General features: G+C 72.9%; 20 protein-coding genes. 14 read left to right on the forward strand and 6 right to left on the reverse strand.

Going from position 1 to position 24,414, the window contains the following annotated elements; all coding sequences use genetic code 11:
* Positions 1-132 precede the first annotated feature (132 nt).
* The 5 genes from ACSUPR_RS20535 (at position 133) to ACSUPR_RS20555 (ending at position 5,704) form a co-directional block, all read left to right on the forward strand.
* On the forward strand, positions 133-1,191 hold the full coding sequence (locus tag ACSUPR_RS20535; protein WP_436886330.1) for a YhjD/YihY/BrkB family envelope integrity protein: 1,059 nt from the start codon (positions 133-135) through the stop codon (positions 1,189-1,191).
* Positions 1,192-1,350: 159 nt separating this feature from the next.
* Positions 1,351-2,523 (forward strand): glutamate--cysteine ligase, encoded by a 1,173-nt coding sequence (locus ACSUPR_RS20540; protein WP_436886331.1) that lies wholly within the window; start codon positions 1,351-1,353, stop codon positions 2,521-2,523.
* 32 nt (positions 2,524-2,555) lie between these two features.
* On the forward strand, positions 2,556-3,797 hold the full coding sequence (locus tag ACSUPR_RS20545) for a M20 family metallopeptidase (RefSeq protein WP_436886333.1): 1,242 nt from the start codon (positions 2,556-2,558) through the stop codon (positions 3,795-3,797).
* Positions 3,798-3,968: 171 nt separating this feature from the next.
* The gene (locus ACSUPR_RS20550; RefSeq protein ID WP_436886334.1) at positions 3,969-5,069 is read left to right on the forward strand and encodes an adenosine deaminase; all 1,101 of its coding nucleotides are present in this window, start codon (positions 3,969-3,971) and stop codon (positions 5,067-5,069) included.
* Positions 5,066-5,704, forward strand: coding sequence for a PH domain-containing protein (locus ACSUPR_RS20555; protein WP_436886335.1), 639 nt, complete (start codon positions 5,066-5,068; stop codon positions 5,702-5,704). Before ACSUPR_RS20550 ends, ACSUPR_RS20555 begins: the two co-directional genes overlap by 4 nt.
* Positions 5,705-6,316: 612 nt before the next feature.
* Here ACSUPR_RS20555 and ACSUPR_RS20560 read toward each other — a convergent pair.
* Positions 6,317-7,141 (reverse strand): purine-nucleoside phosphorylase, encoded by an 825-nt coding sequence (locus ACSUPR_RS20560; protein ID WP_436886336.1) that lies wholly within the window; start codon positions 7,139-7,141, stop codon positions 6,317-6,319.
* A gap of 222 nt (positions 7,142-7,363) precedes the next feature.
* On the opposite strand from ACSUPR_RS20560, the gene ACSUPR_RS20565 reads away from it, so the two are divergent.
* From ACSUPR_RS20565 to ACSUPR_RS20575, 3 genes are all read left to right on the forward strand, one after another.
* Positions 7,364-8,746 (forward strand): NAD(P)H-quinone dehydrogenase, encoded by a 1,383-nt coding sequence (locus tag ACSUPR_RS20565; protein WP_436886337.1) that lies wholly within the window; start codon positions 7,364-7,366, stop codon positions 8,744-8,746.
* A gap of 103 nt (positions 8,747-8,849) precedes the next feature.
* Entirely contained in the window at positions 8,850-9,182 is a 333-nt protein-coding gene (locus ACSUPR_RS20570; protein ID WP_436886338.1) for a zf-TFIIB domain-containing protein, read from the forward strand.
* Positions 9,183-9,194: 12 nt separating this feature from the next.
* Positions 9,195-9,830, forward strand: a complete 636-nt coding sequence (locus tag ACSUPR_RS20575; protein ID WP_436886339.1) for an AAA family ATPase — start codon at positions 9,195-9,197, stop codon at positions 9,828-9,830.
* 261 nt (positions 9,831-10,091) lie between these two features.
* Here ACSUPR_RS20575 and ACSUPR_RS20580 read toward each other — a convergent pair whose 3' ends face one another.
* The 5 genes from ACSUPR_RS20580 to ACSUPR_RS20600 all read right to left on the reverse strand — a co-directional run bounded on the left by ACSUPR_RS20580 (position 10,092) and on the right by ACSUPR_RS20600 (position 17,607).
* Positions 10,092-11,348 (reverse strand): chemotaxis protein CheA, encoded by a 1,257-nt coding sequence (locus tag ACSUPR_RS20580; protein ID WP_436892075.1) that lies wholly within the window; start codon positions 11,346-11,348, stop codon positions 10,092-10,094.
* Between the two features lie 168 nt (positions 11,349-11,516).
* The gene (locus tag ACSUPR_RS20585) at positions 11,517-12,953 is read right to left on the reverse strand and encodes a dicarboxylate/amino acid:cation symporter (protein ID WP_436886340.1); all 1,437 of its coding nucleotides are present in this window, start codon (positions 12,951-12,953) and stop codon (positions 11,517-11,519) included.
* A gap of 980 nt (positions 12,954-13,933) precedes the next feature.
* Entirely contained in the window at positions 13,934-15,700 is a 1,767-nt protein-coding gene (locus ACSUPR_RS20590; protein ID WP_436886341.1) for an acetyl/propionyl/methylcrotonyl-CoA carboxylase subunit alpha, read from the reverse strand.
* Positions 15,701-15,772: 72 nt separating this feature from the next.
* Complete coding sequence (locus ACSUPR_RS20595; RefSeq protein ID WP_436886342.1) at positions 15,773-16,000, reverse strand: acyl-CoA carboxylase subunit epsilon; 228 nt, start codon at positions 15,998-16,000, stop codon at positions 15,773-15,775.
* Positions 15,997-17,607 (reverse strand): acyl-CoA carboxylase subunit beta, encoded by a 1,611-nt coding sequence (locus ACSUPR_RS20600; protein ID WP_436886343.1) that lies wholly within the window; start codon positions 17,605-17,607, stop codon positions 15,997-15,999. The genes ACSUPR_RS20595 and ACSUPR_RS20600 overlap by 4 nt, the downstream gene beginning before the upstream one ends.
* A 313-nt stretch (positions 17,608-17,920) precedes the next feature.
* Here ACSUPR_RS20600 and ACSUPR_RS20605 point away from each other — a divergent pair, with 313 nt between their 5' ends.
* The 6 genes from ACSUPR_RS20605 to ACSUPR_RS20630 all read left to right on the forward strand — a co-directional run bounded on the left by ACSUPR_RS20605 (position 17,921) and on the right by ACSUPR_RS20630 (position 24,413).
* Positions 17,921-20,491 (forward strand): phosphoenolpyruvate carboxylase, encoded by a 2,571-nt coding sequence (locus ACSUPR_RS20605; RefSeq protein ID WP_436892076.1) that lies wholly within the window; start codon positions 17,921-17,923, stop codon positions 20,489-20,491.
* Between the two features lie 94 nt (positions 20,492-20,585).
* The gene (locus tag ACSUPR_RS20610; protein WP_436886344.1) at positions 20,586-21,443 is read left to right on the forward strand and encodes a biotin--[acetyl-CoA-carboxylase] ligase; all 858 of its coding nucleotides are present in this window, start codon (positions 20,586-20,588) and stop codon (positions 21,441-21,443) included.
* A gap of 120 nt (positions 21,444-21,563) precedes the next feature.
* Positions 21,564-22,082 (forward strand): PH domain-containing protein, encoded by a 519-nt coding sequence (locus ACSUPR_RS20615; RefSeq protein ID WP_436886345.1) that lies wholly within the window; start codon positions 21,564-21,566, stop codon positions 22,080-22,082.
* A 121-nt stretch (positions 22,083-22,203) separates the two neighbouring features.
* Complete coding sequence (locus ACSUPR_RS20620; RefSeq protein ID WP_436886346.1) at positions 22,204-23,202, forward strand: adenylate/guanylate cyclase domain-containing protein; 999 nt, start codon at positions 22,204-22,206, stop codon at positions 23,200-23,202.
* A 130-nt stretch (positions 23,203-23,332) separates the two neighbouring features.
* Positions 23,333-23,968: an MBL fold metallo-hydrolase gene (locus tag ACSUPR_RS20625; protein WP_436886347.1), complete on the forward strand. Its 636-nt coding sequence runs from the start codon at positions 23,333-23,335 to the stop codon at positions 23,966-23,968.
* Positions 23,969-24,062: 94 nt separating this feature from the next.
* The gene (locus tag ACSUPR_RS20630; protein WP_436886348.1) at positions 24,063-24,413 is read left to right on the forward strand and encodes a hypothetical protein; all 351 of its coding nucleotides are present in this window, start codon (positions 24,063-24,065) and stop codon (positions 24,411-24,413) included.
* The last annotated feature ends 1 nt before the right edge of the window (position 24,414 follow it).

Consider the following 24,414-nt stretch of genomic DNA (forward strand, 5'->3'; position numbering starts at 1 on the left):
GTGCCCGGTGTGGGACTTTCCCGACAGGACGGGTAGGCCGCTAGGGTGACGGGTCGGTGAGGTGGGGGAGGGTGCGGTGGCCTCGGCGCTGGACGGGATGCGGGGGACGGTCCGGCACTACCGGAACAGGCGATGGACTCCTACTGGGGGCTCCGGCGGCGGCGCCCGTCCGTGGACCACCTGGTGCGGGCCTACGAGCGCTACGCCGACCGCAACGGCAACCAGCTGGCGGGGGCGGTCACCTACTTCGCCTTCCTCTCGTTCTTCCCGCTGCTCGCGCTGGCCTTCGCCGCGGTCGGGTTCGTGCTGGCCGCGCTCCAGGTCGAGCTGGGCGGCCAGCTGGAGCAGGCGCTGGACGAGGTGCTGCCGGGCCTGTCGCAGCAGCTGCCCATCGACCAGATCGCCGACGCCCGGGTGGGCGCCGGGCTGATCGGCCTGGTGGGCCTGCTGTACGCGGGCCTGAACTCGGTGTCGGCGCTGCGCGAGGCCCTGCACTCGATCTGGCTGAAGAACCCCAAGCAGGGGCCCAACGTCGTGCTGGCCAAGGCCCGGGACCTGCTGGTGATGCTGGGCCTGGGCCTGGCCCTGCTGCTGTCGGTCTCCCTCACCGGTGTCGCCCAGGCCGCGACGCGGTGGCTGCTGTCCCTGGTGGGGCTGGACGCGTCGGTCCTGGCGAACGTCGCGCTGCGGCTGCTGGCCCTGGCCATCGCCGTCGGAGCGAACACGCTCATCTTCATGCTGGCGTTCGCGCTGCTGTCCGGCAGCGGACGGCCGGCCCGCATGATGTGGCGGGGCGCCGTGCTGGGCGCGGTCGGGTTCGAGGTCCTCAAGGCCGCCGCGGCGCTGCTGCTGGCCGGGACGCTGAGCAACCCGGTGTACGCCTCGTTCGCGGTACTGGTCGGCCTGCTGGTGTGGATCAACCTGGTGATGCGCCTGGTCATGTTCAGCGCCGCCTGGACGGCGACCTGGCTGCCGGTGCCGCCGCCCTACACCGGTTCGCTGCCGCTGCCGGAGGAGAACGGCATCGACTGGACCCGGCCCGCCCCCGTCCCGAGGGTGGAGCCGCGGGAGCTCGAGGCGCACCGGCGGGCGCAGCGCGCGCTGGCGGCGGGCCTCTCGGCCGCGGGGGCGCTGGGGGCGGGCGGGATCACGGCGTGGCTGCTGCGGCGCCGGAAACGTTCTGTCGCCTAATGTGACGGCTTGTTAGCGGAAAATCACCTTGAAGGTTCCCTGTGCCCGTATGTTCGAGGTTCCGAGGGGGTAGTCCTCCCCTGTCCCGGCCGAGAGCCCCGCCGGGGCGCACCGGTTCGCCGAACGAAAAGTTCGGCAGACACCCCCCTCGGAGGGCAGATGGGAACCGCATTCCAGTCGTCCGCACGCGCGACGCTCGGTGTGGAGTGGGAGCTTCAGCTCGTCGACCGCCGCACCCGGCGCCTGCGGCAGGAGGCGCAGAAGCTCCTCGCCGAACTCCCCGAACTGAGCTCCGCGGCCGAGGTCCCCCCGCTGCGCCACGAGCTGATGCAGTCCCAGGTGGAGGTCGTCACCGGGATCTGCGAGACGGTCGAGGAGGCCAAGAACGACCTGGCCCGCAACGTCTCCCGCATGCGGCAGGTCCTCGCCCCCTGGGGCACCACGCTCACCTGTTCGGGCACCCATCCCATCGACGACTGGCGGGACCAGGAGTTCAGCCCCGGCGCCCGGTACCGGGAGCTCGTCGATCAGATGCAGTGGATCGCGCGGCGCATCCTCACCTGCGGCGTCCACGTGCACGTCGGGGTGCGCCACCAGGACAAGGCCATTCCGATCGTGAACGCACTCGCGAGGTATCTCCCGCATTTTCTCGCCCTGAGTGCTTCGAGTCCGTTCTGGGCGGGTCACGATACCGGTCTGGCCTCCGCCCGCTCCGTCGTCTTCGGTGCGCTGCCCACGTCCGGACCGCCGCCGAACCTCCCGAACTGGTCGGCTTTCGAGGAATACCTCGAAACCCTTCTCCGGGCGGGTACCATCGCTTCCATCAAAGAAGTGTGGTGGGACATTCGTCCGCACCCGGATTTCGGAACCATCGAGATCCGGATGTTCGACGGGATTCCCACCCTGCGCGAGGTGGGAATGGCCGCCGCGCTCTCCCAGAGCCTGGTGGAGTTGTTCGATCACCAGCTCGACCGCGGGTACCGGCTGCCCAGCCCGCCGTCCTGGCTGGTGAGGGACAACAAGTGGCGGGCGACCCGCTACGGGCTCGACGCTCGCGTCATCACGGACGAACGAGGGACCACCGTCCCGATCCGTGACGACCTCTACGAGCTGGTCCGCGAGCTGAAGCCGGTGGCGACCCGCCTGGGCTGCGCCGAGGACCTGGACCAGATCTCCGAGATCCTGGACAAGGGCGCCTCCTACGAGCGTCAGCGCGCGGTCATCGCCGAGGGCGGCACCCTCGACGACGTCGTGGACATGCTCGCGGCCGAGCTCGACGACGGTCCCACCCGTGCAGGAGTCGGTGCCGGCGACGGCGCCGGCGCTCGGTAAGACATGGGCGAAAGCGTAGAGAGGGCCCTCGCATGCAGGGACGAGACCTGCCGGAACAGCTGACCACTTTTCTGGCGCGCCGTGAGCGGGACTTCACCGGCTTCCGCCGTGACCTGCACATGCACCCCGAACTCGCCTTCGCCGAACATCGCACCACAGGACGCATCGCCGAACGCCTGCGCGCGGTCGGACTGCAACCCAGGGTGCTCCCCGGCGGCACCGGACTGGTCTGCGACATCGGCTCGGCTCCCGGCCCCACCGTCGCCCTGCGGGCCGACATCGACGCCCTGCCCCTGACCGACGAGAAGGACGTCCCCTACCGCTCCACCGTCCCGGGCGCCGCCCACGCCTGCGGCCACGACGTCCACACCACGGTCCTGCTGGCCACCGGGGTCTTCCTCGCCCAGCAGGACCGTGCGGGCGCGCTGCCCGGCCGGGTCCGGCTCGTCTTCCAGCCGGCGGAGGAACTGCCCGGAGGCGCCGTCGAGGTCGTCAACGCCGGGGCCCTGGACGGCGTCGACCGGATCTTCGCGCTGCACTGCGACCCCCGCCTCATGGTCGGCCGGGTGGGCCTGCGCACCGGCGGCATCACCGCCGCCTGCGACCAGCTGATGGTCCGGCTGTCCGGGCCGGGCGGGCACACCGCGCGCCCCCACCTGACCGCCGACCTGGTGTACGCCATGGGCAAGGTCGTCACCGAGCTGCCCGCCGCGCTCTCCCGCCGCATCGACCCGCGCGCCGGGTTCAGCCTGGTGTGGGGCCGCATCAGCGCCGGGTCCGCGCCCAACGTCATCCCCGACGACGCGGTCGCCGAGGGCACCGTGCGCTGCCTGGACGACGAGGCCTGGCACGCGGCCCCCGACATCGTGAAGGGGCTGGTGGAGTCGGTGGCCACCGCCTACGGGGCCGACGCCGAGGTCACCTACAAGCGGGGCGTGCCGCCCACCATCAACGAGGCCTCCAGCGTGGACATCATGCGCGAGGCCACCGCCCTGGCCCTGGGCCCGGACGCCGCCGCGCCCACCCCGCAGAGCCTGGGCGGTGAGGACTTCGCCTGGTACCTGGAGCACGTCCCCGGCGCCCTGGCCCGGCTGGGCACCCACTCCCCGGACTGGGACGGGCCCATGCTGGACCTGCACCGGGGGACCTTCGACGTGGACGAGCGCGCCATCGGCGTCGGCACCCGGTTCATGGTGACCACCGCGCTGACCGCCCTGGGCGTGGACGGCCGCGCCCGCGTCGGCAGCGCCGCCGAGGAGGCGGTGTCCTTCTGAGGCGCCCCGGAGCCCTCCCGGGACGCCCCGGCCCCCCTCCCCTCCCGGAACCGGGGAGCGGGGCGGCGGGCCCCGGAGGTGCTCCGACCGGCGGTCACGGATCTGCCGGGTTCTCGGTAACTTCGCGCCGGGGCGGCGGGTCGGGTGCGGTGCCGGTGGCATCCTGAGTGCATGAACCAGCCACTCACAGTCGAACAGATCCGGCGGGCGCCCAAGGTACTCCTGCACGACCACCTCGACGGCGGGCTGCGCCCGGCCACCGTGGTCGAGCTGGCCCGGGAGGTCGGATACAGGGACCTGCCCACCTACGACCCCGAGGAACTGGGGCGTTGGTTCCGCGACGCCTCCGACTCCGGCTCGCTGGAGCGCTACCTGGAGACGTTCGCGCACACCACGGCCGTCATGCAGACCCGTGACGCCCTGGTCCGGGTCGCCGCCGAGGCAGCCGAGGACCTGGCCGCCGACGGGGTGGTCTACGCCGAGCAGCGCTACGCCCCCGAGCAGCACCTGGAGCGCGGGCTCACCCTGGAGGAGGTCGTCGAGGCCGTCCAGGAGGGCCTCGAACTGGGGGAGAAGCGGGCCGCCGACTCCGGGCGGAGCATCCGCACCGGGCAGCTGGTCACCGCGATGCGCCACGCCGCCCGCTCCTCGGAGATCGCCGAGCTCGCGGTCCGCTACCGCGACGCCGGGGTGGCCGGGTTCGACATCGCCGGAGCCGAGGCGGGCAACCCCCCGACCCGGCACCTGGACGCCTTCGAGTACCTGCGCCGGGAGAACTTCCACTTCACGATCCACGCGGGCGAGGCGTTCGGGCTCCCGTCGATCTGGGAGGCGCTCCAGTGGTGCGGCTGCGACCGGCTCGGCCACGGCGTGCGCATCATCGACGACATCACCGTCACCGACAGTGGCGCTCCCCGCCTGGGGCGGCTGGCCCAGTACGTGCGCGACAAGCGCGTCCCGCTGGAGATGTGCCCCAGCTCCAACGTGCAGACCGGGGCGGCGGCCTCCATCGCCGAGCACCCCATCGGCCTGCTGCGCGACCTGCGCTTCCGGGTGACGGTGAACACCGACAACCGCCTGCAGAGCGGCACCACCCTGTCGGAGGAGTTCTCCCGGCTCTCCGCGGCCTTCGGGTACGGCTGGGACGACGTCCAGTGGTTCACGGTCAACGCCATGAAGTCGGCGTTCCTGCCCTTCGACGAGCGGCTGGCGCTCATCAACGGTGTCATCAAGCCCGGGTTCGCGCAGCTCAAGTGGGCGGCCGACCGATGAGCGGACCGGGTTCCGGCGCCAACCCGACGGTCCACTACTCGCTCTCCTCCCGGATCCTGGCGGTGGGCTGGACCGTCATCGCCGTGCTCCTGCTGGTCGACCTCCTCCTCCGCGGCCAGGGGCCGGAGGTCTGGCGGTACGGGGCGGTCCTGGTGGCCAGCGTCGCGCTGGTGTACCTGGTGTGGCTGCGCCCGCGCGTCGTGGTCACCGAGCGCGGTCTGAGGGTGATCAACCCGCTCCGCGAGACCTTCGTCCCCTGGGCCGCCGTGCTGTGGGTGGACGTGGTCGACGTGCTGCGGGTGCACACCCCCGAGGGCGCCGTGCGCTCCTGGCCGCTGCGCGAGACCAAGCGGCGCAGGGTCCGCGACAACATGCGCCGCGAGGGCGGCTTCATGGACCCGTCCGACGAGGACCCCCGGGAGATGCGGCCGATGGACCGGGCCGCCCTCCAGCTGCGCCAGGACGCCGAGCGCCACAAGGCGCGCCCGCTGTCCGGCCCGATCCGGGACGTCGACGAGGCCGGCCCCGCCGCGCTGGGCGCGCAGGACCGCCCCCAGACGATGGTCCCGGTCGAGGTGATCGTCATCGCCGGTGCCGTCTCCGCCCTGGTCGTGGCGGCGTTCCTGCTGGGCTGAGCGCCCTCTCCCGGATCCGGACCCGGTCTCCCGCCGCCGCGGGGGCCGGGTCCGTTCTTCGCCCGGGCACGGGGTTGACGGAACCGGTCGGCTCTGGTTAGGTAAGGCATGCCTAATGGAGAGTGTTCCGGGTGGGAGGGCTTCGCGCGGATGGCCGCCCACCCGGATCCTCTCCCGGGCGTCACGCTGTTCTGACGAACAACGGGAAGAGTAGGACCGGTGTCCCACCGGCCCGTGAGTCCAACGGGGTCTGCGGGGATCCTGCACGGGCGGGACACCGGAACGGGGCTCCACGCCTCCGGACGGAGCACGGCCGGTACCGTCCACCCCAAGGCCTCGGGGTGTACGCTCGCCACGCCGGTACCGGACGGATCCGTACGGAGGCGGCCCCGGAACGACGCGTCCGGGCCGCATCGCGCATCCGAGGGACCTGCGGGGGTCCCGCGCGGCGCGGCCCGGAGTGCGCATCCCCCCGAGGCGCGGAACACGCCCCGGAACCGGGCCCGGCCCTGCGCCCCCGCCTCCGACGGGGCCACGCGGCCCGGAGCCCCCGCCCCCTCTCCGCAGCGCGGAACACGCCCCCGAACCGGGTCCCCCGCCGGACCGGTCCCCTCAGGCCCGGACCAGCAGCCGGTTGAGCAGCTCTCCCAGGCGGCGCGCCCGCTGCCGGACGATCTCCAGCGCCCTCTCCTGCTGGAACGGGTCCAGCACCGCCCCGAGGGCGTCGTTGCTCACGATCGACAGCCCCAGCACCTCGGCGCCCATCTCCACCGCGGCGATGGCCTCCAGCGGGATCGACCGGCCCACCACGTCCGCCCCCGCCTGGCGCAGCACCTTCGCCTCCGCCGGGGTCTGCATCTGCGGCCCCGGCGTCGCCGCGTACACCCCCTCCGCCAGCGAGGCGTCCACCTCGTGGACGAGCCTGCGCAGCCGCGGACTGTACGCCGACGACAGGTCCACGAACGTCGGGCCCGTCAGCGGTGAGCGCGCGGTCAGGTTGATGTGGTCGCTCAGCACCACCGGCTGCCCCGGCGCGATGTCCACCCGGAGGGAGCCCACCGACCCGGTCAGCACGACCAGCCGCGCCCCCGCGGCGATCCCGGTCCGCACCGCGTGCACGACCCGCATCGGGCCGTGGCCCTCGTACAGGTGCAGGCGCCCTGTGAACACCACCACCCGCTTGTCGCCCACCCACATGCTGTGGACCGCGGTGCCGTGCCCCTCGGCGGTCGGCGCCAGGAAGCCGGGCAGTTCCGCCGCGTCGAACCCGATGTCGGGGGAACCGAGCGTGTCCACCGCGTCCGTCCACCCGGAACCGAGCACCACCAGGGCGTCGAAGCCGTCGGCACCGGCCCGGGTCCGGAGATCATGCGCCGCGTCGGCCGCCAGCTCCCTGGCCTCTGCGGTCGTCCTCGGCGGCTGCTCTGTTTCGCTCACACAGCGGATGCTACCGCCGTGTAGCCGAATGGTTCCGGAACGCAACGCTAGACGGGCGGTGGGGGAGCGCCCGACCCCCCGCGACGGGGCGGGTGCGGAATCCGCCGGTCGGCATGGCCGACAATAGGGGTAAGCGAGAGAACCACGTGCCGCCCCGTCATGCCCTTCGACCCCGACCGGGACGAGCGGACGACGGCCCGGCCGCAGAGGGAGTGAAGCAGAGTGACGAAGGTCGTGATCATCGGGGGCGGTCCCGGGGGCTACGAGGCGGCACTGGTCGCCGCGCAGCTCGGCGCGGACGTGACGGTGGTGGACCGGGACGGTATCGGCGGTGCCTGCGTCCTCACCGACTGCGTTCCCTCCAAGAGCCTGATCGCCACCTCCACCCGCACCACCTACGTGCGCGAGTCCGAGACCCTGGGCATCCAGGTGGACGACCAGCTCGACGGCAAGTCCTCCGTGCACGTCGACATGCCCACGGTCAACAACCGGATCCTGGCCCTGGCCCAGGCCCAGTCCGACGACACCCGCGCCCGCCTGGTCCGGGAGGGCATCGAGGTCGTCAACGGCGAGGCCCGGCTGGTCGACCCGCGCATCGTCGCCGTCGGCGACACCCGCATCCGCGCCGACGTCGTCCTCGTCGCCACCGGCGCCCACCCCCGCGAGCTGCCCTCCGCCCGCCCCGACGGCGAGCGCATCCTCACCTGGCGCCAGCTCTACGACCTGGACGAGCTCCCCGAGAAGCTCATCGTCGTCGGCTCCGGCGTCACCGGCGCCGAGTTCGCCAGCGCCTACCAGTCCCTCGGCTCGAACGTGACCCTGGTCTCCTCCCGCGAACACGTCATGCCCACCCAGGACCCCGACGCGGCCCGGGTCCTGGAGGAGGTCTTCCTGCGCCGGGGCATGACCGTCCTCAACCGCACCCGCGCCGAGTCGGTCGTGCGCACCGGGGACGGGGTGCTGGTCACCCTGTCCGACGGCCGCACCGTCGAGGGCTCCCACTGCCTGATGACCGTCGGCATGATCCCCAACACCGAGGGGCTCGGCCTGGAGGAGGCGGGCGTTCGCCTGGGCCAGGGCGGGTTCGTCGAGGTCGACCGGGTCTCGCGCACCACCGTCCCCGGCGTCTACGCCGCCGGCGACTGCACCGGCGTCAACATGCTCGCCTCCGTGGCCGCCATGCAGGGCCGCATCGCCATGTGGCACGCCCTGGGCGAGGCCGTCTCCCCGCTGAAGCTGTCGACCGTGGCGTCCACCGTGTTCACCCACCCGGAGCTGGCCGCCGTCGGCGCCAGCGAGGACGACGTGCGCAGCGGCCGCATCGACGGCCGCTCCGTCACGCTGCCCCTCAACACCAACCCGCGCGCCAAGATGAACGAGGTGAAGGACGGGTTCGTCAAGCTGATCTGCCGCCAGCACACCGGCATCGTGCTGGGCGGCGTCATCGTCGGCCCGCGCGCCAGCGAGCTGATCCTGGCGGTGTCGGTGGCGGTGCAGCAGCGGCTGACCGTGGACGACCTCGCGCACACCTTCGCGGTGTACCCGTCCCTGTCGGGAAGCGTCACCGAGGCGGCCCGCTCCCTGATGCTCGCGTCGCCCGAGTAGGCTCGGTCCATCGGCCCGCCCCCCGCGGGCGGGCCTTTTTACGTTTCTTTGACGCCGATGAGAGTAGCGTTCCGCCGTGATCTGTCCCAAGTGCCAAAGCCACATGCGCACGTTCGACCGCCAGGGCGTCCACATCGAGCGGTGTGACGGGTGCCAGGGCATCTTCCTCGACCGTGGCGAGCTCGAGCGCATCGTCGAGGCCGAGCAGCGCCACTACGGCCTGACCCCGCCGCCTCCCGACCCCCACCAGGCCCCGCCGCCCGCCGCCGGTTACCCCCGCCAGGGCTACCCGCAGCAGTCCTACCCGGCCCCCGGCTACCCCGACTCGCCCCGCGGCTACCGCGGCGGCTACCCGGACTCCCCGCGCGGCTACAGCGACTCGCCGCGCCCCTACCGGCGCCGCAAGAAGAGCTTCCTCGAGGACCTCTTCGACTAGAGACACCACCACGTGCACCCGCTGATCTGTACTCACTGCGGGGAGTGGGACCCGACCCCCGACACCTCGTCGGGGGTCTCCGTGCTGCTGTGCCGCTTCTGCGGCCGCACCCGCCCCTTCCTGCGCCTTCCCCTGTACTGCGTCTCCGGGCCCAGCGGCACCGGCAAGTCGACCATCGCCGGGCTGCTGCTGGAGCGCCTGCGGGACCGGTTCGTCGTACTCGAACAGGACCTGCTGTGGGTGGGCGGCCTGCGCGACCCGGCCGACCACCACCGCCTGTTCCGGTCCACCTGGCTGCGCACCGCCGCCATGGTCCAGCAGAGCGGGCGGCCGGTCGTGTTGTGCGGGACGGTGGTCCCCCCGGAGTTCGAGCCGCTGCCCGAGCGGGCGCTGTTCGACGGTGTCCACTACCTGGCGCTCACGTGCGAGCCGCGGGTGCTGGCGGAGCGGCTGCGGGCCCGGCCCGCCTGGCGGCAGTGGGACGAGGAGCGGATCGCCGAGACCCTGGAGTTCGCCGCCTGGGTGGACGCGGAGGCCGGGCGGCTCGACCCGCCGGTCACCCTCCTGGACACCACCCGCGAGGACCCGGCGCACACCGCGGAGCACGTCGCCGCCTGGATCGGGGACCTGGACGCGGCCCGCGGCTGAGCAAGCGCCCGGTCCCGTCCCGGCGGACCGCCGGGGCCTCCGGCGCCGCGGCCTGACACGCGCGGGCGGTCCGGCGGGGCGCCCGCGCCGCGCCGCGGCGCGCACCGTCCGCCTCCCCGCGCCGACCGTGCACCGCCCGCCTCCCCGGGCGTCCGGCCGGCACGCGGAGCGGGTCGTGCCCGGAACGGCGCGCACCCGCACACGGAGAGGGGCCCCGGGCGGACGACGCCCGGGGCCCCTCTCCAGGTGTGGACGAACAGGTCAGAAGTCGAAGCCGCCGAAGTCGCCGCCCCCGAAGTCCCCACCGCCGAAGTCGCCGCCGCCGAAGTCGCCCTCGGCACCGACGTCGCCGGTGGCGTCGCCCATGCCCATCCCCATGCCCATGCCCATCATGGAGCCCATCATCGAGCCCATCATCATGCCGGTGAACATGCCCATCATCATGTCCATGCCGAAGTAGCCGCCGGCGTAGGGCGAGTAGGCCGGGCCCGCGTCGTAGTACGGCACGCGGCGGCCGTCCACCTCGACCATGCGCACGTCGTTCGGGTCCATGCCGCTCTTGACCGCCTGGGCGCAGGACGCGCAGGCCGTGACCTGGCGGGGGGTGCCGCCGGGCGGGGCCCAGGTGACGTCCTCCACGGAGGGGCCGTGCTGCGGGTTGAAGAAGCAGGGACCGCGCCGGTCCGGCACCGGGTCCCCGTTGAGCCGGGCCCGGGTGGCCGTCATGTAGTAGCGGCCGTCCTCCAGGGAGTTGGTGACCTGGCGGATCTCCTCCGGCTCGCGGATGGTGTCCAGCCGGGACTTGGCCTGGTCGTAGGCGTCCATGGCGCGCGAGTAGTCGGTGCGGGTGTCGTCGTCGACCGCGGACAGGTCGATCTCCAGCCGGGCGACGTCCTCGCCCAGGCGCACCACGTCCTCGGTGGCCATCTGCTTGATCTCGGCCAGCTGCTTGGCCTTGAGCTCCTCGCGCTTGCGCCGGTTGTTGCGGACCAGCAGGAAGATGCCGCCCGCGACCAGCAGGGCGATGACGAGCAGGACCCACAGCGCGGTGCTGCCGGCCGCGGCGGCGGACTCCACCTGCTCGGCGGCGTCGGGCACGGCCACCAGGGTGTCGACCTGGTTGCCGCCGCCCTCCCGCAGGGCGATCTCGCGGATGGCCTCGGTGTCCTCGACGTTCGGGGACAGGACCCGGAACTCCTCCGACCCGGCCAGCACGCCGTACAGGCCGTCGCCGACCTCGGCCATGACCGGCTCCATCAGCGCGTTGAGCGCCGAGTCGGAGTTGACCGCGTCGGTCGGCAGGAGCACGTAGTAGACGGGGGTTTCGGCCCCGGCCGCGGCGGCCTCCAGGGCGCCCTCCTCGGCCGACGGGATGGCGTCGATCGAGGGGTCGATGAAGACGCCGTCGTCCTCCAGTTCCTGGGCGATGGCGTTGCTGTCGGGGGCCTCCACGGTGTCGGCGGCCGCGGGCACCGCCGCGGCGCTCACCACCACGGCCGCGATCCCTGCGGTCAGCACGGTGGGCGTTACCAAGCGGCGCAACATGTCGTTCCTCTCGCTACCCTCACACCTCAGGGACGAATGGGAGGGGCCTCTTGGTTCCCATGGTGACGCCTCTCTCTCCCCGAACGCGAAGCGGCCCGCCGGGACACCGGCGGGCCGCTCCGCGTTCGATACGCCGGAGGGCTACTCCTTGGCGGTGCCCGCGGGCACCTTCTCCACCTCGGCGGCGGGTGCGTCCTCGGCGGCGGCCTCGTTCCCGGCGGGCTCGTCCAGCGGGACGAAGCCGGAGGCGTCGCGCGGCGCGTTGTAGCGGGCCAGGTCGAGGATGCCCTCGCGCTTGGCGACGATCGCCGGGATCAGCGCCTGCCCGGCCACGTTCACCGCGGTGCGGCCCATGTCCAGGATCGGGTCCACGGCCAGCAGCAGGCCGACGCCCTCCAGGGGCAGGCCCAGGGTGGACAGGGTCAGGGTCAGCATGACCGTGGCGCCGGTGGTACCCGCGGTCGCGGCCGAGCCGATCACCGACACGAACACGATGAGCAGGTAGTCGGTCAGGCCCAGCGAGATGTCCGGGAAGAACTGGGCGATGAAGATCGCCGAGACCGCCGGGTAGATCGCGGCGCAGCCGTCCATCTTGGTGGTCGCGCCGAAGGGGACGGCGAACGCGGAGTAGTAGCGCGGCACGCCCAGGTTCTGCTCGGTGACCCGCTGGGTGACCGGCATGGTGCCCATCGAGGAGCGGGACACGAAGGCCAGCTGGATCGCGGGCCAGGCGCCGGTGAAGTACTTGACCGGGGACAGGCCGTTGACGCGGGCGAGCACGGGGTAGACGACGAACAGCACCAGGGCCAGGCCGAGGTAGATGGTCAGCGTGTACTTGCCCAGGGCGCCGATGGTGGTCCAGCCGTAGCTGTAGACGGCGTTGCCGAGCAGGCCGACGGTGCCGATCGGGGCGAGGCGGATGATCCACCACAGGGCCTTGAGGACGACCTGCAGGGCCGACTCGGTGAACGAGATGAACGGCTCGGCGGCCTTGCCGGTCTTGACGGCGGCGATGCCCAGGACGATCGCGATGACGATCAGCTGGAGGACGTTGAAGCCCAGCGAGGTGCTCAGGCTTCCGTCGTCCGCGGCGGAGGTGTCCGCGGCCAGGCCCAGGAAGTTGGCGGGCACCAGGCTCTCGATGAACGCCAGCCAGGAGCCGCTGCCCGAGGGCTCGGCCACGGTGCCCGGGTCCACGGAGCTGTTCACGCCGGGGCGGACGACCAGGCCCAGGGTGATGCCGATGGCCACCGCGACCAGGGCGGTGATCGCGAACCACAGCAGGGTCTTCCAGGCCAGCCGCGCGGCGTTGGTGACGTTGCGCAGGTTGGCGATGGAGGAGATGACGGCGAGGATGATCAGCGGCGGGACGACCGTCTTCAGCAGCGACACGAACGTGCTGCCGATGGTCTGGAGGGTGACGGCGAGCCAGTTGGGCTCACCGTCGCCGACGGGGCCGATCCGGAGGGCGACGAAGCCCAGGACGAGGCCGAGCACGAGGCCCAGCAGGACCTGGACGCCGAACGAGGGGAGCCGCAGGCGGCGCTGCGGCTTGACCGTGGCGGTCTGTGCGGACACGGAAGTGACTCCAAGCGGTGAGCAGCCGGAGCGGGGGCACGCCGCGGCGGTCGGCCTGTGGGCGTGCGGGATCTCCGGCTCGGGGAATGTGTGCGGGTGTCACCGGAGAGAGGTGACGGCGGGCTCCGCCCCTGGAGGAAGGGTGACGGAGGACGGGTGCCGTCCCGTGCGGGGAACGGCGGGGGAGGGGTGTGCGGCGCGTCGCCCGGACGGGCGCGCGTGGACCTAGCTACACGCCTGACATCCGCGGCGGCACAGGTCGATGTGCCAGCGGCGGGTCAGTCCCCAGATGTTCGTCACAAGGGGGAACCATATACGGCCTTTCCTACCTTTTCCATAGGTCTGGGCCGAGGTTTCTTACGTGGGATGAGCGGATCGTCGCCCCCGTGGGGGTTCGCGTCGCTCTTCCCGCCCCGGATGCGGCGAGAATCACCCTCCCGCAGGTGTGGGTGGCATCGTTTCCGGAGGGCTCCCCGACGAGGTGATCGATGCGGCCACCGTGAGCGACGAGAACGATCCGACGGTCGGAGACGACACGTCCGCACCCGCTGTGGCCACACCTTCGGCCAGGGAGTCCGGCCCCGACGTGGCGGTCCCGCCGCCTCCCGAGGGCGGGTTCACCGCCGAGGACCCGGACCGCGTCCCGGATCTTCCGACGCACACCGGACCCACCGACAAAAGTCCGGTCCTGGTGAGCCCCCAGGAACGCTTTCACATGCGCATGCTCAGGTCGCCCGGACTCCGACCGCACGTATGAGGGGGAGGCGCCGCCGGCGCCTCCCCCGTACGTGTCCAGGCGCTAGGCCGTGTTCTTTCGAACCTCCGCTCCGCTTCGGTTCGCGTTCGGCGCCTTTGGAAGGCGGGGACCCTCGGCCCCACGGGAACGTCCCCGTTCCTGGGACATCCCCTCCGGGCCTGCAGAACCCCGCCGGCGCCTCACACACCCCCCGCGGAAGAGGACGGCACTCAAAAAACAGACCCTAGGCGTCCTTGATGTCGCAGATGACGGCGCCGTTGCCGACGGCCTCGCCCGCGGTGACCTTCAGACCGGTGACGGTCCCGGCCTTGTGCGCGGCCAGCGGCTGCTCCATCTTCATGGCCTCGATGACCACGACCGTGTCGCCCTCGGACACCTCCTGGCCCTCGGCCGCGACGACCTTGACCACGGTGCCCTGCATCGGCGAGACCAGCGCGTCGCCGGACGCGGCGGCGGCCGGGCCGCCGCCGGCCCGGGAGGCCCGCTTCTTCTTCCCGCCCGCCGGGGCGGCCGGGGCCGCGCCCACGTTGAGGGAGGCGGGCAGGACCACGTCGATGCGCTTGCCGCCGACCTCCACGGTGACGGTCTCGCGCTCGACCGGGTCCGCCTCGCCCGGGGTCCCCGACCAGGGCTCGATCCGGTTGTCGAACTCGGTCTCGATCCACCGGGTGTACACCCCGAACGGCTGCTCCGGGTCGGCGGGGGCGAACGCCGGGTCCTCCACGACGGCCTGGTGGAAGGGGATCACGGTGGGCATGCCGCCCACGGTGAACTCCGCCAGCGCCCGCCGCGCCCGCTCCAGCGCCTGGGTGCGGGTGCGCCCGGTGACGATGAGCTTGGCGACCATGGAGTCGAAGGCCTGCGGCACGGTGAACCCGGCCTCGCAGCCGGTGTCCACGCGCACGCCGGGCCCGCCCGGAAGGGCCAGCTCCGTGACGGTGCCCGGGGCGGGCATGAAGTTGCGGCCCGCGTCCTCGGCGTTGATCCGGAACTCGAAGGAGTGCCCGCGCACCTCGGGGTCGCCGTAGCCCAGCTCCTCGCCGTCGGCGATGCGGAACATCTCCCGGACCAGGTCGATCCCGGTGACCTCCTCGCTCACCGGGTGCTCGACCTGCAGGCGGGTGTTGACCTCCAGGAAGGAGATGGTGCCGTCCACCCCGACGAGGAACTCGCAGGTGCCCGCGCCCACGTACCCGGCCTCCTTGAGGATGGCCTTGGACGCCGCGTACAGCCGGTCCGTCTGGTCGGGGGTCAGGAACGGGGCGGGGGCCTCCTCCACGAGCTTCTGGTGGCGGCGCTGGAGGGAGCAGTCGCGGGTGGAGACGACCACGACGTTGCCGTGGGCGTCGGCCAGGCACTGGGTCTCCACGTGGCGGGGCCTGTCGAGGTAGCGCTCGACGAAGCACTCCCCGCGGCCGAACGCGGTGACGGCCTCGCGCACCGCGGACTCGTAGGCCTCGGGGACCTCGGCCAGGGTGTGGGCGACCTTCAACCCGCGTCCGCCGCCGCCGAACGCGGCCTTGATGGCGATGGGCAGCCCGTGCTCCTCGGCGAAGGCCACGACCTCGTCGGCGGAGGCGACGGGGTCGGGGGTCCCGGCCACCAGGGGCGCGCCGACCTTGTGGGCGATGTGGCGGGCCTGGACCTTGTCGCCCAGGGCGGTGATGGCGGCGGGGGGCGGCCCGATCCAGGTGAGCCCGGCGTCGATGACGGCCTGGGCGAAGTCGGCGTTCTCGGCCAGGAACCCGTAGCCGGGGTGGACGGCGTCGGCCCCCGACCCGGCGGCCACGGCCAGGAGTCCGCCGATGTCGAGGTAGGAGTCGGCGGGGGTGGTCCCGCCCAGGGCGTAGGCCTCGTCGGAGACCTTGACGTGCAGGGCGTCCAGGTCGGGTTCGGCGTAGACGGCCACGCTGCCCAGCCCGGCGTCGCGGCAGGCGCGGGCGATGCGCACGGCGATCTCGCCGCGGTTGGCGATCAGAACTTTACGCACGGTGGAGGTCCTCTGCTGTGGTGTGGGGCGGATGCGCCGACCGCTCCCCTTGGAGTCTAGGTAGTGGCGGTGTCATCGCAGGCTGGTGCGCCAGGCCCCCGGGCCCGGTCGCAGCGGGGTGCGCAGCCCCCGGGCCCGGTCGCGCCAGGCCGAGGGCCGCTCCCGTGCGTCCGGGGGCCGGGCCGCGGCCCGTGCGGCGGCGGCCCGTGCGGCGAGCACCGCGGTGAGGGCGGCGATCTCCTCCGCGGTGGGCTCGCCGCGGACGACGACCAGGTGCGGCGGGGTGTGCCGGGCGCTCACAGCGGGATGTTCCCGTGCTTCTTGGGGGGCAGCTGCCTGCGCTTGCCCGCCAGCGCGCGCAGTGCCCTGGTGATCTGGACCCGGGTCTCCGACGGCAGGATCACCCCGTCGACGTAGCCGCGCTCGGCCGCCGAGTAGGGGTTGAGGAGGGTGTCCTCGTACTCGCCGATGAGGCGGGTCCGCTCGGCCTCCACGTCGTCGGCGGCCGCGAGGGTGCGCCGGTGCAGGATGTTCACCGCGCCCTGGGCGCCCATGACGGCGATCTGCGCGGTGGGCCAGGCCAGGTTGACGTCGGCGCCCAGGTGCTTGGAGCCCATGACGTCGTAGGCTCCGCCGAACGCCTTGCGGGTGATCACGGTGATCAGCGGGACGGTGGCCTCGGCGTAGGCGTAGAGCAGCTTGGCGCCGTGCCGGATGATGCCGTCCCACTCCTGGTCGGTGCCGGGCAGGAAGCCGGGCACGTCCACGAAGGTCAGCACCGGGATGTTGAAGGCGTCGCAGGTGCGCACGAACCGGGCGGCCTTGACGGACGCGTCGATGTCCAGGCAGCCGGCCAGGCTCATGGGCTGGTTGGCGATGACGCCGACCGAGCGCCCGTCGACGCGGCCGAAGCCCACCACCATGTTGGTGGCGAACATGGCGTGGACCTCGAGGAAGTCGCCGTCGTCCAGGACGGTCCCGATGACGGTCCGGATGTCGTAGGGCTGGTTGGCCGAGTCGGGGACGAAGGTGTCCAGCGCCAGGTCGGCGTCGTTGACCTCCTCGCCCGGGTCCTCCTCGGGTGCCAGGACGGGGGCGTCCTCCAGGTTGTTGCCGGGCAGGTGCGCCAGCAGGGCCTTGACGTAGTCGAGGGCGTCCTGTTCGTCGGCGCCCATGTAGTGGGCCACGCCCGACCTCGTGTTGTGGGTGCGCGCCCCGCCCAGCTCCTCCATGGAGACGTCCTCGCCGGTGACGGTCTTGATGACGTCGGGCCCGGTGATGAACATCTGCGAGGTCTCGTCGACCATCACGATGAAGTCGGTGAGGGCGGGGGAGTAGACGTGGCCGCCGGCGGCGGCGCCCATGATCACGGAGATCTGGGGGATGACGCCGGAGGCGTGGGTGTTGCGCTTGAAGATCTCGGCGTACAGGCCCAGGGAGACGACGCCCTCCTGGATACGGGCCCCGCCGCCCTCGTTGATGCCGATGACGGGGCAGCCGTTGGTGAGGGCGTGGTCGAGGACCTTGCAGATCTTCTCACCGTAGACCTCGCCGAGCGATCCGCCGAAGACGGTGACGTCCTGGCTGAACACGGCGACGGGGCGGCCGTCGACGGTTCCGTAGCCGGTGACGACCCCGTCCCCGTAGGGCCGGTGGGCGTCCAGTCCGAAGTTGGTGGACCGGTGGCGGGCCAGGGCGTCCAGCTCGACGAACGAGCCCGGGTCGAGCAGGGCGTCGATGCGTTCGCGGGCGGTCATCTTGCCCTTGGCGTGCTGTTTCTCGACGGCCCGCGCGGATCCCGCGTGGACCGCCTCGTAGCGGCGTCGCCGCAGGTCGGCGAGCTTGCCCGCGGTGGTGTGGATGTCGATCTCATCCGCGGGCGGTGGTTCAGGGGCTTGGGTGGCCATAAGTACGCAGGTTAACCCCGCGGGGTGCGCCGACGGTGACGCCCCCTGCGGTTACCGGCGAGTAACATCCGCTGTCCGGAGCGGCTCCGGGCGGGTCCCGGGAGGCCGGGAAACGTGACCGGGTGTGAATTCCGCGCCCTTTCGGAACAATTGTTAACGCAACGGCAAAAGCTCGGAAATGCGCCCCCGAGAACGCCCGGTGAGAACCGTTCTCTGTAGTGTCTGCCCTATGACAGCGGTAAGCGCAGAGCGCGCCAGTGCGCGCCAGGAAGTGCCCGAACAGCTCCGGAATGACGTCAAGCTGCTCGGCGAAATGCTCGGGACCGTGCTCCAGGAGAGCGGCGGCGAGGACCTCCTCGCCGATGTCGAAAAACTCCGCCACGCGGTCATCGGCGCCCGCGACGGAGCCGTCTCCGGTGAGGAGATCACCGCCCTGGTGGCCGCCTGGCCACTCGAACGCGCCAAGCAGGTCGCTCGCGCCTTCACCGTCTACTTCCACCTCGCCAACCTGGCCGAGGAGCACCAGCGCATGCGCACCCTGCGCGAGCGCGACGACGCCGCCAACCCGCCCCGCGAGTCCCTGGCCGCGGCCGTCCGCGCCGTCCGCGAGGGCGCCGGAGGGGACGGGCACCTCGACGCGCTGATCGCGGGTATGGAGTTCCACCCCGTGCTCACCGCCCACCCCACCGAGGCCCGCCGCCGCGCCGTCTCCACCTCCATCCTGCGGATCAGCGCCCAGCTCGACGCCTGGCACAGCGCCCACGAGGGCAGCACCGAGGCCGCCGAGGCGCACCGCCGCCTGCTGGAGGAGATCGACCTGCTCTGGCGCACCTCCCAGCTGCGCTACACCCGGCTCGACCCGCTCGACGAGGTGCGCACCGCGCTGGCCGCCTTCGACGAGACCATCTTCTCCGTCATCCCGCACGTCTACCGGGCCCTGGACCGGGCCCTGGACCCCGAGGGCACCGGCGTCCGCCCGCCCCGGGCCGTGCCGTTCGTCCGCTACGGCACCTGGATCGGCGGCGACCGCGACGGCAACCCCTTCGTCACCCACGAGGTCACCCGCGAGGCCGTGCGCATCCAGTCCGAGCACGTGCTGCGCGGCCTGGAGTCCGCCTGCGAGCGGATCGCCCGCACCCTCACCGCCTACGGCAACCTCACCCCCGCCTCCCCGGCGCTGCTCGACGCGCTCTCCTCCGCCCGCGCCGGACAGCCGTCGCTGCTGGCGGAGATCTCCGAGCGCTCGCCCAACGAGCCGCACCGCCAGTTCCTGCTGTACGCCACCGCCCGGCTGCGCGCCACCCGCGAGCGCGACGCCGACCTGGCCTACCCCGGTGCCGAGGCGTTCCTCGCGGACCTGCGCACCGTCCAGGAGTCCCTGGCCGCGGCCGGGGCGGTCCGCCAGGCCTACGGCGAGCTCCAGCACCTCGTCTGGCAGGCCGAGACCTTCGGCTTCCACCTCGCCGAGCTGGAGATCCGCCAGCACAGCGAGGTGCACGCCACCGCCCTGGCAGAGCTGCGCGAGCACGGCCCCGACGGTCCGCTCTCCGAGCGCACCCGCGAGGTCCTGGACACCCTCCGGGTGGTCTCCTGGATCCAGGAGCGCTTCGGGGTGGAGGCCTGCCGCCGCTACATCGTCAGCTTCACCCGCTCCGCCGACGACATCGCCGCCGTGTACGAACTCGCCGGGTACGCGCTCCCGGCCGACCGCCGCCCGGTCCTCGACGTCATCCCGCTCTTCGAGACCGGCGCCGACCTGGACGCCTCCCCGCAGGTGCTGGACGGCATGCTCGACATCCCGCAGATGCAGGAACGGCTGGAGCAGAGCGGCCGCCGCGTCGAGGTGATGCTCGGCTACAGCGACTCGGCCAAGGACGTCGGCCCGGTCAGCGCCACCCTGCGGCTGTACGACGCCCAGGCCCGGCTGGCCGCCTGGGCGCGCCGCCACGACGTGCGCCTCACCCTGTTCCACGGCCGCGGCGGCTCCCTGGGCCGCGGCGGCGGCCCGGCCAGCCGCGCCCTGCTGGCCCAGGCGCCCGGCTCGGTCGACGGCCGGTTCAAGGTCACCGAGCAGGGCGAGGTCATCTTCGCCCGCTACGGCCAGGCCGACCTGGCCCGGCGTCACATCGAGCAGGTCGGTCACGCCGTCCTCATGGCCTCCACCGACGAGGTGCAGGAGCGAGAGCGCTCCGCCGCCCTGAAGTACCGCCCGCACGCCGACGCCATCGCGGCCGCCGCCCAGCGGGCCTACCTGGACCTCATCAACGCGGACGGGTTCGCGGCCTGGTTCTCCCGGGTCAGCCCGCTGGAGGAGCTGGGGGAGCTGCGCCTGGGCTCGCGCCCGGCCCGCCGCGGCGCCGCCCGCGGCCTGGGCGACCTGCGCGCCATCCCGTGGGTGTTCGCCTGGACCCAGACCCGGGTCAACCTGCCCGGCTGGTACGGGCTGGGCACCGGCCTGGCGGCCGTGGACGACCTGCCGCTGCTCCAGGCCGCCTACCGCGAGTGGCCCATGTTCGCGTCCCTGCTGGACAACGCGGAGATGAGCCTGGCCAAGACCGACCGGACCATCGCCGAGCGCTACCTCGCCCTGGGCGACCGCCCCGAGATGAGCAGGCGCGTCCTGGACGAGTACGACCTCACCCGGGACCTGGTGCTCCGTGTGACCGGCCACACCCGGCTGCTGGAGAACCGCAGGGTGCTCTCGCGCGCGGTGGACCTGCGCAACCCCTACGTGGACGCGCTGTCCCACCTCCAGCTGCGCGCCCTGGAGGCGCTGCGCTCGGAGGACGCCGAGACCCTGTCGCCCGAGGACCAGCAGCACCTGGAGCGGCTCCTGCTGCTGTCGGTCAACGGCGTCGCCGCGGGCCTCCAGAACACCGGCTGACCGCGGTCCGTACGGCGCCCCGTCCCGGCCGGGACGGGGCGCCGTGAGCGCACACGGATGCTCTGCCGGGCCGCGGCACTGCTGTAATGGGTGCATGGCCGTCTCCGACCCGTTCCCGCGCCCGCCGCTCGACCCGGCGGCGCTCGCCGCCGCCCTCGTCCGCCCCGGCGGCATGTGGGAGCGGATCGAGGTGGTGCCCGAGGCCGGATCCACCAACACCGAACTGGCGGCCCGCGGCCGCGCCGGGGCCCCGCACGGCAGCGTGCTGGTGGCCGAGCACCAGAGCGCGGGCCGGGGCCGGATGGGGCGCGGCTTCAGCACCCCGCCGCGCGCCGCCCTCACCGTCTCCCTGCTCCTGCGCCCGGGTGTGCCGGCCGAGAGGCTGGGCTGGCTGTCGGCCCTGATGGGCGTGGCCGCCGTCGGGGCGGTGCGCCGCACCACCGGGATCCGGGCGGCCCTCAAGTGGCCCAACGACCTGCTGGTCCCCGCGGCGTTCCGGGCCGCGCCGGGCGGGGGCGACGGGAAACTCGCCGGGATCCTCGCCGAGGTCGACTTCTCCTCCGGCGGCCCGGCCGTGGTCGTCGGCATCGGGATCAACGTCTCCCAGGGCCCCGACGAGCTGCCCGTGGACACCGCGGTCTCCCTGCGCGGAGAGGGCGCCGCCGACGTCGACCGGGGCGTGCTGCTGGCGTCCCTGCTGGGCGAGTTCGAGGAGCTGTACACGATGTGGGCGGCGTCCGGGGGGGACGCGGAGGGCAGCGGGCTCGCCGCGGTCTACCGCGACGTCTGCGTCACCCTGGGCCGCCGGGTCCGGGTCCACCTGCCCGGCGACCGGGTCCTGGAGGGCGTCGTGTCCGCGGTCGACGCACAGGGGCGGCTGGTGGTCGACGGACCCGACGGGGAGCGGGCCCTGAGCGTGGGCGACGTCGTCCACGTCCGGCCCGGGGGGTGAGGGACGGGCCGCGGTCACGGCCGGGCCCCGGAGAACGTTCGGGGAACTCCCGCGCAATGTCGTCCACAGGCCCCGGACGCGGCCTTTCTGGGCGGTACCGGCCTGTGCCATGATCCACATATGGCTATCGCGGACCGCTACCTCTCCGACGACGAGGAACTCGTCCACGTCGTCAGGCAGCACTGGACCGTCCTCGTAGAGGAGTTCACGGCCCTGGTGCTCATCGTCGCCGCCACCGCCGCGGCGCTGTGGTTCCTGCCCTGGGAGGAGGACTGGGCCCCCCTCGCCGCGGGCGCGGTCGGGGTGCTCGCCCTGGTCGCGGCGCTGGCCTTCTGGCTCGTCCCCCTGCTGCGCTGGTCCACCACCGTCTACGTCCTCACCGACCAGCGCCTGATGACCCGCGACGGCCTGCTCTCCCGACAGGGCAGGGACATGCCGCTCACCAGGGTCAACGACGTCGCGTTCCGCATGTCGGTGTGGGAACGCATCATGAGGTACGGGACGTTGACGGTGCAGTCGGCCTCCGAACAGGAGGCCATCACCCTCAGCAAGGTCCCGCGCCCGGAGTGGTTCCAGTCCGAGATCTACAAGCGGGTCAACGACGCCCACCGGCCGGAGGCCCCCTCAGAGGCCCGGTGACGGCCGCCCGGAGCGGCGGCGGCCACCGGCGTAAGCTGGAGGTGGGCCCCGCGGCGCCGACGCGGTGACCCCCAGTACTCGCTCCCCGCACGGGCGGGGACGGTTCCGTGAAAGAGAACGTATGTCGTCGCGTCCTGACCCGAAAGTGATCGAGACCGCTCTCCTGGGCGGTGAGGCGGTCTACACCAGGGAGCAGGCGATCGAGCTCGCCGGGTGCGACGCCGAGCTCGCCGGCCGCATCTGGCGCGCCCTGGGCTTCCCCACCCAGAGCGACGACACCGTCATCTTCACCGAGAGCGACGTGGAGGCCCTGCGGCTGGCCGCCGGCCTGCTCGACGAGGAGATCCTCGACGAGGAGGCGGTGGTCCGGTTCGCCCGCGCCATGGGGCAGACCATGGCGCGTCTGGCCGACTGGCAGACCAGCATCCTCAGCACCCTGGTCTTCCGCGAGGGAGAGGGCGCCGAGGGCGCCGTCCCGCTGATGAACCAGGTCAAGGAGCTGCTGCCGGACGTGGAGCGGCTGCTGCTGCACATCTGGCGCCGCCAGCTCGCCGCCTCCACCGCCCGGACCCTGGCGGTGATGTCCAACGGCGTCGACGGGGTCCCCAACTACTACCCGCTCATCGTCGGGTTCGCCGACCTGGTCTCCTTCACCACCCTCAGCCGCGAACTCGACGAGGTCGAGCTGGCCCAGGTGGTCGAGGGCTTCGAGGCCACCGCCGCCGACATCGTCGCCTCAGGCGGCGGCCGGGTCGTCAAGACCCTCGGCGACGAGGTCCTCTACGTCGCCGACGACCCCGTCAAGGCCGCCGACATCGCGCTGCGCCTGGCCTCGGGGGTCAAGACCCACGTGGAGGTGCCGGACGTGCGGGTCGGCCTGTCCTCCGGGCCGGTGCTCACCCTGCACGGCGACGTGTTCGGCACCACCGTCAACCGGTCGAGCCGCCTCACCTCCTTCGCCCGGCCCGGCACCGTCCTCATCGACGAGGAGCTGGCCCGCAGCCTGGGGGACGCCGAGGGGCTGCAGGTGGTCAAGGTCCGGGCGCGGCACGCGCACGGGCTGGGCCTCATCCAGCCCTACGCCCTGCGCCGCAACTTCGAGCCCGGCACCACGGCCTGAACCGCTCGGCGGCGACCTCCCGGGGGTATTTCCGGGCGGCGCCCCCGCGAACGGGTGTGTGCGGGGCCGGGGCGGGATAGGCTCTGGAACACCGGAGCAAGCGGCGGAACGTCAGACGGTGGAGGCTTCGATGACCGACCCTTACCCCGTCGTACAGCTGCGCACCTCGGGTGTGCTCAGCCTGGAGGGCACCGAGTCCGCGATCGAGAACAACGTGTGGATCGTCGGCGACGAGGAGTCCGCGATCGTCATCGACGCCGCGCACGACCACCGGGCCATCGCCCGGGGCCTGGGCGACCGCGAGCTCATGGCGATCGTGTGCACCCACGGCCACACCGACCACATCAACGCGGCGGTGGCGCTGGCCGAACTCACCGACAGCCCGATCCTGCTGCACCCCGACGACGCCGACCTGTGGTACCGGGTGCACCCCGACCAGGAGCCGGACGCGCCGCTGCTGCACGGCGAGGCCCTCCAGGTCGGCGGGATCGAACTGCGGATCCTGCACACCCCCGGGCACACCCCCGGCGGGGTGAGCCTGTACGCGCCGGCCATCGGCGCCGTGTTCACCGGGGACACGCTCTTCCCGGACGGGCCGGGCGCCACCGGGCAGCCGCTCTCGGACTTCCCGACCATCATCGCGTCCATCCGCGACCACCTGGCGGTGCTGCCGGGCGAGACGGCCGTCCACCCCGGCCACGGGGAGTCGACCACCGTCGCCGAGGCGGCCGCGCACCTGGCCGACTGGGCGTCCCGCGGCTTCTGAGCCCCCTCCGCGGCGGCCGGAAAACCCCTGGCGGCCCCGGGGCCGGGGCCCCTACCGTGGTGCCCGTTCAGCCCCCGAACGAACGAGGCCCCCGATGACCATGCCCAGGAAGGGCACCCGCAGGATCACCGTCGACGGCGTCGCCTACCGCTGGCGCCACCGCTCCCGCACCCGCGGGTACTCCGCCGGAGCGCGCACGCTGACCTTCGCGGTCGAGCGCGAGGACGCGCCGGGCCGACTGCTCGCGGTCACCCTCGCCGACCGGGTCCCGGCGGGCCGGCCCTGCTGCCCGGGCTGCGCGGCGGACAACGCCGACGCCGAACCGATCACCCCCGCCCGGGTCGCCGAGGCCGTGCGCACCGCGCTCGCCGACGGCTGGGACCCGCGGGGCCCCGCCGGCGTGCGCCGCCTGGACATGCGCCCGGTGCCCGCCGGGACGGCCTGAC

The organism is Nocardiopsis dassonvillei (genome assembly GCF_964273065.1).
GTDB classification, from domain to species: Bacteria; Actinomycetota; Actinomycetes; order Streptosporangiales; family Streptosporangiaceae; genus Nocardiopsis; species Nocardiopsis dassonvillei_B.